Source organism: Idiomarina fontislapidosi (assembly GCF_003226255.1).
Classification (GTDB): domain Bacteria; phylum Pseudomonadota; class Gammaproteobacteria; order Enterobacterales; family Alteromonadaceae; genus Idiomarina; species Idiomarina fontislapidosi.
In genome coordinates, this window is record NZ_QJST01000002.1 from 405181 (window position 1) to 418877 (window position 13697).

A 13697-nucleotide genomic window follows, 5' to 3' on the forward strand; every position below is an offset into this window, starting at 1 on the left:
TTGGCTATCATCACGGTACAAAGCTTATTTTCAGGAGCGGGGGCAACGGCCATCGTCGCCAACGTGAGCAATGCCATGCTAAGACAAGGCACCAAGGTGAGATCGATCGATGTCTGTAGCCACAACGACTTGCGTCTGTGGTACGGCATGCCTTTGCAACAAACAGGAGGCTGGGCGCAAGGCTTCATGGACAATGCCCAAGACAGTCTAGATTTTGCTTTTCAAAGCGACTTTGGCGCCACATTTCTGCCTTTAGGTGAGGTCAATGAGGGCTATCAAGCCTTGCTCAATCGTATTGAAAGCGACCCTGTTGCCTGGCTTGAGTGGTTAAAGCATGAGCCAGAGGGCATGCTAATTATTAATCTCCCCAGCCATTGTGAACGTCTATATAAGGCGTTAATACAGCACGTTGACTTACACTTATGTGTTTGGCAGGCGGAGCCCCGTGTCTACCCACGCTTACAGCAGTTTATAAAACGCCAGCAACTCAATGACGGCGTTCCTGAAGCGTTCTTGTTTATCGAAAACGGTGTAGCACCACAGTTAGAACTCAACCGCGATATTAGCAACATTATTCATCACGAATTAGCCGACGACGTCACCACGGACATCAGCATTATGCGCGACCAACACATTGCTGAGGCCCTTGCGACCCAGCAAAGTTGTTACGAGTACAGTATCGCAGCAAGCGCCAATGCCGATTTTACCGAGTTGGCAAGCTGGATTATGAAACGATGTTCAAACGCTTAGTCGAGCAATGGCGCGAAGCCCGTCAGTCGCGGAGTCGATTGGCGAGCATTCGGCTGTTCGGCGCCTTAATTTTAGATTTAGTCTTTATTAATCGCCCACACACACTGCATCTAAACGATCAGGGCGCAGCCTATTGGTTACCACAACTCGAACAACGTCAAATGCGCCCACTTGACCCGGTTCGTTGGCTGATCCAAATAGTATGGCTTGCCTTCATTTATCAACCCCCTCGTTCGTCGGTTACCTCCTCAACATCGACCACTCCCAAACGTATCGACTGGCTGCGCTCGATTACAGGCTTCATTAGCCGCATGCTCACGCTAGCAACAACGCCTCTCAGACCTTTTGTGCGTAGTGAACGACGTGCCAATCTAAGCTTGTTAGCACTGGGGCTGGCGACCCTGGCCTTTGTCCTGACTCTACCGATGGATGCCGCGCAACAAGGACTACTTTTGTTGATATTCTGGGGGATCGCTCTGTGGGTGCGTAAACAAGCGGGGCAGTTTCCAATGATCGTGATGATGCTACTCTCTTTTTTCGTCAGTACGCGCTACATCTACTGGCGCATCACCGAAACGATTAACTGGAGTCACCCGCTCGACGGTACACTCGGATTTATTCTATTGAGCGCTGAAATATACGCGTGGATTATCCTGTTGTTCGGCTACATGCAAACGGTTTGGCCGCTCAAACGGAAGATCGCGCAACTGCCTTCGGATCTCGATAAATGGCCGAGCGTCGATATATATATACCGACCTACAACGAGCCCCTTGCTGTGGTAAAACCAACCATCATGGCAGCACAGGCGATAGAATGGCCCGCGGAAAAGCTAAACGTTTATTTGCTTGATGATGGCAAACGCAATGATTACAAACAGTTTTGTGAACAGTTAGGCATAGGTTACATCGTTCGTCCTAATAGCGTTCATGCTAAGGCGGGCAACCTGAATCATGCGTTAACCCAAACCAACGGCGAATACATCGCAATTTTTGACTGTGACCATGTGCCCACTCGGGGCTTTTTACAAATGACCATGGGTTGGTTTTTTAAAGATGATAAATTGGCGTTGGTACAAACACCGCATCACTTTTTTTCGCCCGACCCCTTTGAGCGTAACCTATCCATCTTCCGTAACCGGCCGAACGAAGGCGAGCTGTTTTACGGACTCATCCAAGATGGCAATGATATGTGGAATGCCTCATTCTTCTGTGGATCATGCGCTGTACTAAAACGCGTGCCACTCGAAGAAGTCGGCGGCATCGCGGTTGAAACCGTAACAGAAGACGCTCACACCGCCCTAAAACTGCACCGCCAAGGCTATCAAACCGCATACCTCAATATTCCATTGGCCGCAGGTCTGGCAACCGAGAGTTTAGCCGATCATATCGGGCAGCGGATGCGCTGGGCACGCGGAATGGCGCAGATTTTTAGACTCGATAATCCATTACTAGGAAAGGGTTTAAATTGGGCTCAGAGGCTCTGCTACAGCAACGCGATGCTCTATTTTTTAAATGGCGGACCACGACTTATCTTTTTAACCGCGCCACTGGCTTTCCTGCTACTCGGAAGCTATATCGTTTATGCGCCAGCCGTAATGATAGCCGTGTATGCACTCCCCCATATCATTCATGCCAATTTAACTAACTCACGTAAACAAGGTAAGTATCGCCATTCGTTTTGGGCGGAAATGTACGAAACGGTTCTTGCTTGGTACATTCTTAAGCCGACTACAGTCGCTCTTTTTGCACCGCATAAAGGCAAATTCAATGTCACATCCAAAGGGCAACGTGTCGATAAGAATTATTTTAACTGGCAGATCTCAACGCCCTACATCGTGTTGGTTTTGGTGTCTCTACTGGGTTTTATTTTTGGCGTCTACAAGTTCTTCACCATCGAGGACGACCAACAATTGACCGTGATTATTAACATGGTTTGGCTGACCTATAATCTCATCATTCTGGGGGGCGCTGTAGCCGTCGCTGAAGAAGCGAGACAGCAACGTACAGCTCACCGTGTTGCCGTTGATATCCCAATACATATCGTGACCAACAGTGAACATAGTTTTAGTGCACGAATGGTCGACTTTTCAGCACAAGGCGTCGGCCTTCTTCTGCCGAGTAATCAACTGCTACACCCCGGGCAGTCGATTCACATCAATATTCGACAAGCGACGTCTCGACGCGCCTTGCGTGCCGAAGTGATTTCATGCCGCGAACAAGTAGCCGGGGTCGAACTAAAATTTGCCAATGCAGAAGAAGAACAAGCCTTTGTTATGGCAACGTTCGGCAGACTTGATGCTTGGCTCGGGTGGCGACCACATCAAGAAGAGCAACCGCTCGCGAGTTTGCGTGAAGTGATTGGTTACGGTCTGACCGGTTATCAACGAATTGCAGCGCAAATAGCGCCGTACTTACTCCCTTTTTTCAAACATTTAAATTGGATCTGGCAAAGACTAGCAACGTTTTTGCCTATTTACCCAGGAAAGGCGAAAAAATCATGAATATGCGTCAGTTAGTGTTGTCCACGGTTGCCGGTGTCATCGTAAGCGCGCTTTTATTGACGCCTGTTAAGGCACAAGAAGCGTTATTAACCGAAGAACCAACCAGTGAATCTACGGGGTTGACCCACCGTTCACAGTATCCTGTCAATTCACTGACCTCGCTGCAACAACTGCGCCTAGACGGTTTTAACCCCTTTCTTGAGCTTGGTTTAGGCAGCCGTGCCGATCGCTTAGTTGATAGTGCCACCTTGACCCTCAATTACCGTTTTTCACCCGCCATTCTGGGAGACGTCAGCCAAGTCAACATACTACTGAACTCCGAAACGGTAAAAACGATCACTTTAGAAAATCGCAACGCAGACTCGGTACAAAGCGCAGAAATCGACTTACCGGCGCCTTTATTTACCGATTACAACAGAATTACATTTGAACTCATCGCACAAAGTACCAGTGAACAATGCCGCGCGCCAAGCGGCAGCACGTGGTTCGAAATTTTATCCGGTAGCCAAATTAACGTGAGTTATCTCCAGCTTCCAGTCACGAGCGAGCTCGCCTATTTCCCAGAACCCTTTTTCTATCAGTCAGATTTTTCTAATATTGACATCCCCTTTTTTCTGCCCGAACAACAGAGCACAGAGTTACTAACCAGTGCGGGGATCTTAGCCAGTTATTTTGCGAGTGAAACACAGTGGCGAGTGCTCGACATCACACCAAAGCGTTATCAACAAAAACGTTCGGCCAGCGAGCGGCTGCTCACGCCTTGGGGTAAACAACATGCCGTAGTCTTTATGACTAATGACCAACGTCCAGCGGCGTTTACACAACTGCCCACCATCACACAGCCACGAGTAGAAATGCTCGAGCACCCAGTTTACTCAGAGCTTAAAGTACTGGCTATTATGGCGCCCGATGACGCCGGTCTAGTTGATGCAGCACAAGCGTTAGCGGCTGCGGCGGGTTCACTGAGCGGATCCTACGCAACGTTTAATCAGTTTGATGCCAAACCACGCGAACCGTACCTTGCCCCCAACTGGGTCTCTACGCAGCGTGAGGTGAAATTCTCAGAGCTAGTCAATGATGCCAGCGAGTTACAACGAAAAGGCTTTAAATCAGCACCGATTTCACTTGCTCTTAGATTACCACCTGATTTATTTATTTGGCAAAAATCGGGGGTCCCTTTAGATTTAGAATATCGCTATACTCCGCCAATAATGACCGATGACAGTCGACTGCTTGTTTCAATAAACAATGAGTTTGTAAAATCATTTAAGCTTGATAAATCAGGTGCGGCTAGTGGTGATGGTGAGCTTCGTGTCCCCATAATTGATACCCCATTATTGCGGGGTAATAACCTAGAACTGCCCGCTTTCAAGCTGGGAGTTATTAACCAGATCCAATTCGACTTTGAGTTTAGTCAGGTGGGTTCTGCTTGTAACCTGCAGCCTGCCAACTCATCTGTTGGTGCGATCGATGGCTCAAGTAGCATCGATCTTGTAGGTTTTGACCATTATGCACAACTTCCGGATTTGCAACTGTTCGCAAAAGCCGGCTACCCATTCTCGCGCTACGATGACCTATCAAATACTTTAGTCGTGTTAGATGAACAGCCCAGTCACGAGCTGCTCTCGCTCTTTTTAGCTAATATGGTGAAAATGAGCGCTTCGACAGGATTCCCTGTTTTCAATCTCAACGTTACCCACGTAAGTGACATCGAAACCACTGCCAGCCAAGACATCTTAGTTCTTGGGCAAAGTGCTACGCAACAGTTTCTTAAACGGTTTGGCGACAAAAATCTAACCGCGCAATTACTGGGTCACAAACTTGCGAGACAAGCACAGCTATTTTCCAACCCTAACGCGGTATTGAATAATAGCGGTCCGCTGGCAGCGCTCGTTGCATTTCAATCGCCATTGAATTCTTCGGCATCGGTAATTATGCAAACAGCCACCTCCGATGAACACCTTAAAATGTTACGAGAGCGCCTGCTTTCTCCCAGCGATAGCAATCAATTTCATGGTTTCTTGAGTCTGGTCTCGGTCGCCGGGATTGCGCACTACGCGGCGACACAACAGTATTTTATAGGCGATTTAAGCTTCTGGAACCAAGTCAAATATCATACCGCGCAGCACCCGATTATATTGGTGCTAGTCGTGTTATTCGCTATCTTAGTGGTTGCACTTGGTTTGTACCGTTGGTTGCGCAGCAACGCTAAACGCAAGCAAGGGGAGTAAGTAATGCGCGTAGGCCGGTTAGTGTCGATAAGCCTGATAATTGTTGCAACCCTGACAGGGTGCGACAGACCCGATCGCGCGGCACCCGAACAATGGCAGCCGACAGATCAACAGTTACAATATGGATATCATTGGCAACGCTTTAATCAACATCTAGTTGATGATCAGTTTCGTGTAATTGATCGCAGCACGGATGCCCTGATAACCACGTCGGAGGGTCAAGTCTACGGCATGTTGTTTAGTCTTTTCGCTAACCAGCCCGAGCACTTTTCTAAGCTTTTGACTTGGTTAGAGAACAATCTTGCCGACGGTGATCTCACTAAACAATTGCCTGCCTGGCAATGGGGGTATAATTCAACCACAGAGAGCTGGACCGTATTAGATAGCAACTCGGCGAGTGATGTGGATATACTGCTTATTTACGCGCTTTATCACGCCGCCGAGGTGTGGCAAGAACCCGATTACCAGGTCCTAGCGAGCGCTTTATCGCAACAACTGATGCAACAGGTCGTGACCTATCAAAATGGCGAACTACTATTGCTTCCTGCACCGATTGGCTTTGCTAAGCAAGATCGCGTCACAATTAATCCCAGTTACGCGCCGTTATTTGTCCTCGACGGTTTGTACCAGCTAAGCGGTGATGCACGATGGCTTGCACTTGGTCAATCGCAGCAGCGCTTGATGCTTAAGCATAACCCAAGCGGTGTCGTTGCCGATTGGCTGACCTTGTCCTTAAGCGGTGAGGTGCTTAACGCGCAAGCAGCTCAAGGGAGTTATGATGCCATCCGCAGTTATTATTGGTTCGCACTGGATCCTAGCCAGCGTTTATTAGAACACTATCTAACGATGGCGCATGAAAGCCAATCAAGCTCGTACCCACCTGAAACGTTAGACTGGTTTACGGGCACGCCAACGGGAGAAGCCAATATCGGGTTTTCCGCGGCGCTGATACCCTACTTTAAAAAAACCGCACCGGTTGCCTACAGTCGAGCATTACAGCGGATCAAAGAAACCCCCGCGTCAGATTACCAGGAAAACTACTACGATCAGGTACTCATTTTATTCGGCTTAGCCCACCAACAATGTTTTGCGGTCAACGCCGATGGCACTTTGAATCTCTTCTGGGTTTCGGGGCAAGATAATAAGGCATGCTATGCGAACTAATGTATTATTTAACCTTCTGCTAATAACCAGTTGTCAGTCGTTCGCAATGCCCTTATCAGCGCAACCGTCCGACGCTATTGACGTACTCATAAAACGGATAGAGCAAGCCGAAGCAGCAGGTCGAATATATCACAGGGATAGGCTGATCGAGCAGCTACAACGCACTGCTCCCAATCATCCTCGCGCCATTGAGTTCGAATTGGTAGAAGCACTAGCGAATAATAACATGACACTGGCAAAAACGCTGTTTGAAGCCCTTCAAACCTCGGTGCCAAACAGTATCATTACTGCACGCAATAAAGAACGTATGCAAATCAGTCAACCGCCTTACCAATCGCTCATCGCACAAGCTCGATTAGCAATGTTGACGGGAAAGACCGAGCGCGCACGTGAGCTCTATAAACAAGTATACGATGCGGAACCACTGCTTGAGCCTTATCGAACTGACTGGCTAAAACTAACGTCTCTCTCGCAACAAGCGTCTGCTGCCACCGACAGTATCTATCCATCAAATCGCTCACCCGAAGTAACAGCTAAAGAGCCGCCAACAATTCCCAAAGCGCGCCTTACGCGTACGGTGACATACAGCCCCATCATTAACGGTGACTCCGCGAGTGCAAAAAGTGCAGTGACGCCTACTTCGACGCCGAGCAACGTAGACACAAGCGCCACACCATCGTCGCTGGAAAACCAAGGTCCCTACTTAACTATCGGCTTCTTGCGCAATGATAGAGACTCGGTAGCCGGCAATACCTCCTTCGCTAGCGATACCTTGTTACTTGAATACCGAAACCCAACGGAATACGGAATTTGGACAGTTAAACTCGATGGTTTCACGACTGAGGCTGGCGAGTTTGATTTAAGCAATACCTTTCAGAAAGACCGATTTGGCACCGGGTTGCTGTGCCAGACGGACGCTTGTAACCAAGGTCTTTTAGACAACTTAACTGAGGGTGGCGCCTCGTTGGGCGTTGCCTTTGATAACGATATTTGGCACGTTGATTTGGGCGTAAGTCCTATCGGTTTTGATAAAAAGGAGTTACTCGGCGGTCTCGAGTACAGTGGTGATTTGGGTGAGTTTGGCTGGGGATTGGGCATCGAGCGGCGCATCGAAACCACCTCGATATTAACTTTCTCCGGTCAGAAAGACCCATTTTCATCACGCCGTTGGGGACCGGTCGTGCGACAAGGCATCGGCGGTAGTCTCAACTGGGACCAAGGCGGGCTGATGGGCTGGTGGTCTAATTTTGGAGTGAACCACTACTCGGGTCGGAATGTTGATGATAATAAACAATGGTATGCCTATACCGGCGTCTACTTTCGCATCATTGATACTGAAGCTTTTGCGTTTACCTCAGGGCTCACCGCATTAAGCTGGGGGTTCGATAAAAACCGGGGCGAAACGACCTTTGGTCATGGTGGCTATTACAGTCCTGCGCACTATGCTTCGTTGAGTCTACCCTTAGAATTTTTTGGTCGCATCGATCGCTTTTCGTATATTCTGAGAGCATCATTTGGCGAATCGACAAGTCGTTTGGATGATGCAGCGTTCTATCCAACCTCCGCTGAATTACAGCAGCTGGCAGGCAACCCAATACATATAGGTAACCCCGATGGGGGTGGATTTGGGCGTAGCTTTCGCGCGGCATTTGAGTATCGTATCAGCCCCCACTGGAGCATCGGTTTAAACACCCAGATTGAACGTTCTGAGTTCTATACCCCCAATAACTATCAACTGTATTTTCGCTATCACTTCGACGGGGATGGCAATGCATTCCGCCCACCGAATCCGCCCTCGCGTTATGTCGACTTTTAGTCACAGTTAAATGATGTGGGCTGCAAGCGCAGCGATACAATAAGCCAGTACCCCGTAGCCCACATACAACCCCCACGCGATACGACTTTTGCCGGTTTCCGCTCGCAGCATGGCAACGGTGGCAACACATTGTAAAGCAACCACGTAAAACAGGAGCAAACCGATACCTGCCCCCAAGCTAAGACCATCTGCCTGAATTTGCGCAGCAAGACCAGCAATGTTCTCCTCGGCACCCGACATTCCAAACATGGTGCCTAAGGCGCCGACAAACACCTCGCGCGCCAAAAAAGACATCATAATCGCAACACCATAACGCCAATCGAGCCCCAAGGGTTCAAATATCGGCTCAATAAAGTGACCGATCTTGCCCAGAAGCGAGTGCTCTAAGCCGGCACCTTGTGGGAAGTAACCTAACGTCCACAAACATAATGACACGATGAAGATCACTGGCGCAGCGCGTTTAATAAACTGAACACCGCTGTTCAACACCCGTTGCAACAACGGTTTCCAATGCGGCAAACGGTATGATGGAAGTTCAAGTATGAACGGCATATCGTTAAGCTCGTGGCGCTTTCGCGTAAACAGATTCATTAACGTACTCACCACCAGTGCCATCACAATACCAAAGAAATAAAGCCCAAAAAACGCCGCCCCTTGCAGATCGAATACGCCCAAAAACGTCGCATCGCTGGGAATCAATACCGCAACCAATAACGCGTAAACAGGTAATCGTGCTGAGCAAGACATCAATGGAATGGTCAACATGGTGATCAAGCGTTTGCGCGGTGACTCGATAGTGCGGGCTGCCATAATTGCGGGTATAGCACAGGCGTGACCGGATAAATAAGGAATAAAACTGCGCCCCGACAAGCCGAATAAGCTCAATGGCTTATGACAAATCAGAGCGGCTCTTGCCAAGTAACCACTGTCTTCTAAAATACCAATAATCAACGTGAGTACCATGATCTGAGGCACGAACACCAAAAATGCGCCGACCCCACCAAAAATCGCATCATTAAGAAAATCCGCTGCCATACCGGCGCCTAGCCAACCAGTAACGGTACTGGCGATCCATCCTATCGCAGCTTCGGTGCCATCCATCAGTGGCTGTGCCCAAGTAAATATGCTCTGAAATAGAAAAAACATGATCCCCAAAAAGGCGACACCGCCGAGCACATTGTTGAGCAAAAAGCGGTCAATACGATTCTGATTTTTTAGCACCACATCGGAGCGAATTCCGTACGCAGCATTCAGTTGTCGCGCACGCTCAATAAATTTTGTTTGTTCACCCAGTTGGATAGTTAATGCATCGGGAACCGTCGTTTGCGCCACTAACTCAGGCAATGCGTTTTTAAACTCGGATACGCCCTGTAAGGTTTTAGCCGAGAGCGCGTACACAGGCGCGCCAAGTTCCGCCTGCAGTGCATCGGCATCAATTTGCAAACCGTAGCGCTCAACCTCGTCGATCATATTGAGCACAAACACCACGGCTTTATTATTTCTCCGCGCCAGCGCCTGAACCTGGAGTGCGAATACTAAACTACGCTCCAACCGTGCCGCATCAAGTACGCAGACAACAAGTTTAGTTTCATGATCATCAACCGCTAAGTTGAGCTTTTCGACAGCAATTTCTTCATCTTTGGAAAGACTATGGAGCGAGTACGTCCCCGGGAAATCAACAACTTCAAACTGGTTAAATTGGCCCGTTTTAAGTTCAACGGTGACGCCAGGAAAATTAGCGACTTTTTGTCGTAACCCAGTTAATTGATTGAACAACAAGCTCTTACCACAGTTGGGTTTCCCCACTAAGACAATGCGTTCCATATACAACCCAAATTGTTAAAAGAAAAGGCTTAAGACGCGAGGGCGAGGTTAATTTTATCGGCAACCGACTGTTCTAATGAGTACACGCAGTCGCCTATCTGCACGACAAGCGGACCTTTAAAGGGTGAACGGCGAATACAAAGGACGCACTGCCCCTCACTAAATCCCATTTCTTCTAAACGGCTAATAACCGAAGTCGTCAGTTGTGTATCGATGGTATCCACCACTGCGGACTGATTCGCTGCTAAATCCCAAAGTGTTTTCATGCGTCCTCCCGAATGAGAACTATTATCATAAATATTAAGATTATCTTCAATAGATTGCTTGATCCAAAGCAAGTTCCTGCCTAATGTGGGCAAACTCAGTCTACGTAGGGCTTATAAGCTCAGTCGTAAAGCCAAACGTACAACTTAGCACGCTAACTAATTGGAGTGTCACATGAAAGGTGTAGTGCTTGATGCAGCCAGTCTGGGCCAAGATGTGGATTGGCAACCTATTGCAGAACAACTCAGCGACTGGCAGGTGTTTAACGAAACATCGCCGGAACAATGTGCTGAACGAATAAAAGATGTCGATATTGTCTTTAGTAATAAAGTTGTACTCGATAGCAAAGCGCTACAATCAGCTACACGGCTCAAGTGGATAGGCATTTTAGCGACAGGTACGAATAACGTTGACCATGTTGCAGCGCAGTCGCACAACATTAAAGTCGCCAATGTCGAGGCCTATGGCACAGCCAGCGTTGCACAACACACACTCTCCCTGATGTTAAATCTTGCAACTCAAGCAGTTCGTTACCAGCAGCGTGTAGCAAGTGGTGCATGGCAAACCGCCGCTCGATTTTGTTTAGACGACTTCCCTGTCGTGCAACTCGCAGGTAAACATTTAGTGATTGTTGGTCACGGTGAACTCGGGCAAGCCGTCGAATCGCTCGCTAAGGCTTTCGGTATGCGAGTGACCATCGCCGCTCGTCCCGGTAAAGCGGATGACCCACGACCGAGTCTCAACGCCTTACTGCCTAGCGCCGACGTTATTTCATTCCACTGTCCATTGACTGAGGACACACGCGACTTACTCAGTGTTGATAACCTGAAATACTGCAAACCCAGTGCGTTAATCGTGAACGCGGCGCGTGGCGGTATCGTTAATGAAAGTGACGCTGTTGCAGCGTTGCGACGTGGCGATATTGGAGGACTCGCTGTCGATGTGTTATCCGAGGAACCACCGCGCAATGGCAACCCGATACTGGATGCCATCGACGAGCCACTCAATTTAGTCGTTACTCCACATAGTGCGTGGTTAGCACCCGAGGCAAGACAAGCCATCATTGATATCAGCGCAACCAACCTGCGCACATTTATTCACGACGTGGGACAGTAACAGCCTCGAGCAACCGTATTGACCCAGCCGGCATCCATGTCGCTGACGCGTGTACTGACGTGATCAATGAGCGGTTCAATGAAGCTGCTCTCAGTATTGCAAAAGGCACCGTCAGCGTAGGGCCCCAGATATATGAGCTCACCATCAGCATCAAATAGAATAACTGCCGGTGTTGCCGGCAGCCAATCTTTTAAGCCGGGTAACTCGGCGAGCGAAAGCGTTACATTGGCACCCTCGTTGGCTGTTACTCTGCGCATCACGACCTGCTTGTGCGCCTGAGTACGCCAGTTACATGCACACGTTGCATCCATCACATGAAAAACGCGCGATTCAGTTGGGTAGCCTTGCTTATTTAACCATTGCCCTAAGCGTTTGCCTACCTGCCCTTCTGTCAGCTGTGCTTGCAACGCGCCTGATTTATCAAACCAAGTCAGTGGCTGGTAAAGTAAATACGTACTCAGCGCGACCACAACGAGAAGCGCACATAGGGCGATAGCAACAAGTTTCCGGAGTCGTTTATCCACACTCATGTGCCTACACGTAAAATGAGTGCATAGTTTGGCATAACTTGGACTTATCGCGAAGCGCTTACATGTATTATAGTTGTAGTGCTTATCACAAAAATTTAACAAGGAACTCAGTTATGAACGCACTCAAGTGGGGTATCATTTTTAGTATTGCAATGCTGCTATGGCTCACTGTTGAGCGTATTGCAGGCCTGCATCACCAAAATATCGAGTATCATTTTTTTCTGACTAATATTTTTGCCATTATCGCCATTGCAATTTATGTGTTAGCGCTACGCGATAAGAAACGCAACTTACCCGATCAACAAATGAGCTGGCTCACGGGCTTTATTAGCGGCGTTAAACTCACCCTTGTGATTGCCATACTGGCACCCTTAGTGCAGTTAATCTTTCATACCACGATATCACCCGAGTTTTTTGACAACATGCGTCATCACGCAGTCGCCTCAGGCATGATGAGTGATATGAGAGCTGAGGAGTATTTTACGCTGACCGCTTACATCTTTCAGTCGATTGTAGGGGCTATCGGATTAGGTCTGATTACCAGTGCGGTCGTAGCGTTCTTTCTACGCTCAAAAACGACTCAAAGCTAGAAACTAAATCGTCAAAAAAGCGTCTTATCTCTGACAAATAAATCTGCCATCGTTACGGGTCTGTTGATCCTTTAGGGCTCAGGCGCGTAACCATAGCTCAGTTGTAATGCAGTAGAGGTTAAGATGTCATCTATTAAATCATCATTTGTCGCTAAAGACTTTGCACGGCGTGTGAAGCAACGTCGGAAAACACTGATGCTTCCGATGACTCAACTCGCAAAAAAACTCGGCGTCAGTGAGCCAGAATACAACCAAATTGAGTCGGGTGATCGACCGCCTTCGCGCAAACTACTCACACAAATTTCGATAGAGCTTCGCACCTCCGAAAAATGGCTGATTGAAGGTGGTTATTGAGCACGCTAGCAAGCGGCTCTAGCCAACTAATAATAAAAATAACAGCACCGGATTAATCGATATTATGTAATATCTTTTAGTTCGCTTTACCCGTAAAATCATTCATATTATTTTTCATTTCCAAAATTCGCTTAATGCTTACTGGTTACCTGTCGCTGTTTTTTTCTTCGCTCATTGCCTCAACGTTATTTCCCATGGGTTCCGAATTGGTGCTTATTGGTTTAATAAAAAATGGTTGGCCTATTGTTGAAACAGTTGCTGTTGCGTCGGTGGGCAATGTGCTTGGTTCAGTTATTAATTTCGGAATCGGTTACTTACTTCATAAAGGCTTTATGAAGAGTCGCTTAAATCACTATAAAGCAAATTTAATAAGGGCTGAGGAGCTATTTAATAAATTTGGTCGTTGGACGCTACTTTTTGCATGGCTACCGATTATTGGTGATCCATTAACACTGTTTGCTGGTTTATCTAGGGTTAATTTTGGTTTATTTTTGCTTTTAGTATCGATTGGAAAAGTGGCTCGTTATGCAGTGATAGCCACCAGTGTTTAAGGATAA

12 protein-coding genes are annotated in these 13697 nt (G+C 48.0%); 9 read left to right on the plus strand and 3 right to left on the minus strand.

Annotated elements, in window-relative coordinates; genetic code table 11:
* Genes DFP83_RS04480 through DFP83_RS04500 form a run of 5 tightly spaced genes read left to right on the plus strand, consistent with a single transcriptional unit; the run spans position 1 to position 8462 of the window.
* Positions 1-750: a cellulose synthase operon protein YhjQ/BcsQ gene (locus DFP83_RS04480; RefSeq protein WP_157981518.1), complete on the plus strand. Its 750-nt coding sequence runs from the start codon at positions 1-3 to the stop codon at positions 748-750.
* Positions 735-3251, plus strand: a complete 2517-nt coding sequence (gene bcsA, locus DFP83_RS04485; RefSeq protein ID WP_110573573.1) for a UDP-forming cellulose synthase catalytic subunit — start codon at positions 735-737, stop codon at positions 3249-3251. The genes DFP83_RS04480 and bcsA overlap by 16 nt, the downstream gene beginning before the upstream one ends.
* Positions 3248-5482, plus strand: a complete 2235-nt coding sequence (locus DFP83_RS04490) for a cellulose biosynthesis cyclic di-GMP-binding regulatory protein BcsB (protein WP_110573574.1) — start codon at positions 3248-3250, stop codon at positions 5480-5482. The genes bcsA and DFP83_RS04490 overlap by 4 nt, the downstream gene beginning before the upstream one ends.
* A gap of 3 nt (positions 5483-5485) precedes the next feature.
* A complete protein-coding gene (gene bcsZ / locus DFP83_RS04495; RefSeq protein WP_110573576.1) occupies positions 5486-6646 on the plus strand; it encodes a cellulose synthase complex periplasmic endoglucanase BcsZ in 1161 nt (386 codons plus the stop codon).
* The gene (locus DFP83_RS04500; RefSeq protein WP_110573578.1) at positions 6636-8462 is read left to right on the plus strand and encodes a cellulose synthase subunit BcsC-related outer membrane protein; all 1827 of its coding nucleotides are present in this window, start codon (positions 6636-6638) and stop codon (positions 8460-8462) included. The genes bcsZ and DFP83_RS04500 overlap by 11 nt, the downstream gene beginning before the upstream one ends.
* A 6-nt stretch (positions 8463-8468) precedes the next feature.
* Here the strand turns inward: DFP83_RS04500 and feoB are convergent, their stop codons facing one another.
* Both feoB and DFP83_RS04510 read right to left on the minus strand, forming a co-directional pair.
* On the minus strand, positions 8469-10286 hold the full coding sequence (gene feoB / locus DFP83_RS04505; protein WP_110573580.1) for a ferrous iron transporter B: 1818 nt from the start codon (positions 10284-10286) through the stop codon (positions 8469-8471).
* A 29-nt stretch (positions 10287-10315) separates the two neighbouring features.
* On the minus strand, positions 10316-10552 hold the full coding sequence (locus tag DFP83_RS04510; RefSeq protein WP_110573686.1) for a FeoA family protein: 237 nt from the start codon (positions 10550-10552) through the stop codon (positions 10316-10318).
* Between the two features lie 172 nt (positions 10553-10724).
* Between DFP83_RS04510 and DFP83_RS04515 the strand changes: the two genes are divergently transcribed.
* Positions 10725-11666, plus strand: a complete 942-nt coding sequence (locus tag DFP83_RS04515; protein ID WP_110573582.1) for a D-2-hydroxyacid dehydrogenase — start codon at positions 10725-10727, stop codon at positions 11664-11666.
* Here DFP83_RS04515 and DFP83_RS04520 read toward each other — a convergent pair.
* Complete coding sequence (locus DFP83_RS04520) at positions 11648-12190, minus strand: DUF6436 domain-containing protein (RefSeq protein ID WP_126753139.1); 543 nt, start codon at positions 12188-12190, stop codon at positions 11648-11650. The two genes, DFP83_RS04515 and DFP83_RS04520, sit on opposite strands and share 19 nt — an antisense overlap.
* 119 nt (positions 12191-12309) lie before the next feature.
* Here DFP83_RS04520 and DFP83_RS04525 point away from each other — a divergent pair, with 119 nt between their 5' ends.
* The 3 genes from DFP83_RS04525 (at position 12310) to DFP83_RS04535 (ending at position 13691) form a co-directional block, all read left to right on the plus strand.
* Positions 12310-12786 (plus strand): DUF4199 domain-containing protein, encoded by a 477-nt coding sequence (locus DFP83_RS04525; RefSeq protein WP_110573586.1) that lies wholly within the window; start codon positions 12310-12312, stop codon positions 12784-12786.
* Between the two features lie 123 nt (positions 12787-12909).
* Positions 12910-13140 (plus strand): helix-turn-helix domain-containing protein, encoded by a 231-nt coding sequence (locus DFP83_RS04530; RefSeq protein ID WP_110573588.1) that lies wholly within the window; start codon positions 12910-12912, stop codon positions 13138-13140.
* A gap of 194 nt (positions 13141-13334) precedes the next feature.
* Positions 13335-13691, plus strand: coding sequence for a YqaA family protein (locus DFP83_RS04535; protein WP_241971571.1), 357 nt, complete (start codon positions 13335-13337; stop codon positions 13689-13691).
* Positions 13692-13697 lie beyond the last annotated feature (6 nt).

Bases quoted from the DNA above. Each gene is read 5' to 3' on its own strand.
- bcsA (WP_110573573.1), top strand. From the start codon at position 735: ATGTTCAAACGCTTAGTCGAGCAATGGCGCGAAGCCCGTCAGTCGCGG.
- DFP83_RS04490 (WP_110573574.1), top strand. From the start codon at position 3,248: ATGAATATGCGTCAGTTAGTGTTGTCCACGGTTGCCGGTGTCATCGTA.
- bcsZ (WP_110573576.1), top strand. From the start codon at position 5,486: ATGCGCGTAGGCCGGTTAGTGTCGATAAGCCTGATAATTGTTGCAACC.
- DFP83_RS04500 (WP_110573578.1), top strand. From the start codon at position 6,636: ATGCGAACTAATGTATTATTTAACCTTCTGCTAATAACCAGTTGTCAG.
- feoB (WP_110573580.1), bottom strand. From the start codon at position 10,286: ATGGAACGCATTGTCTTAGTGGGGAAACCCAACTGTGGTAAGAGCTTG.
- DFP83_RS04510 (WP_110573686.1), bottom strand. From the start codon at position 10,552: ATGAAAACACTTTGGGATTTAGCAGCGAATCAGTCCGCAGTGGTGGAT.
- DFP83_RS04515 (WP_110573582.1), top strand. From the start codon at position 10,725: ATGAAAGGTGTAGTGCTTGATGCAGCCAGTCTGGGCCAAGATGTGGAT.
- DFP83_RS04525 (WP_110573586.1), top strand. From the start codon at position 12,310: ATGAACGCACTCAAGTGGGGTATCATTTTTAGTATTGCAATGCTGCTA.
- DFP83_RS04530 (WP_110573588.1), top strand. From the start codon at position 12,910: ATGTCATCTATTAAATCATCATTTGTCGCTAAAGACTTTGCACGGCGT.
- DFP83_RS04535 (WP_241971571.1), top strand. From the start codon at position 13,335: ATGGGTTCCGAATTGGTGCTTATTGGTTTAATAAAAAATGGTTGGCCT.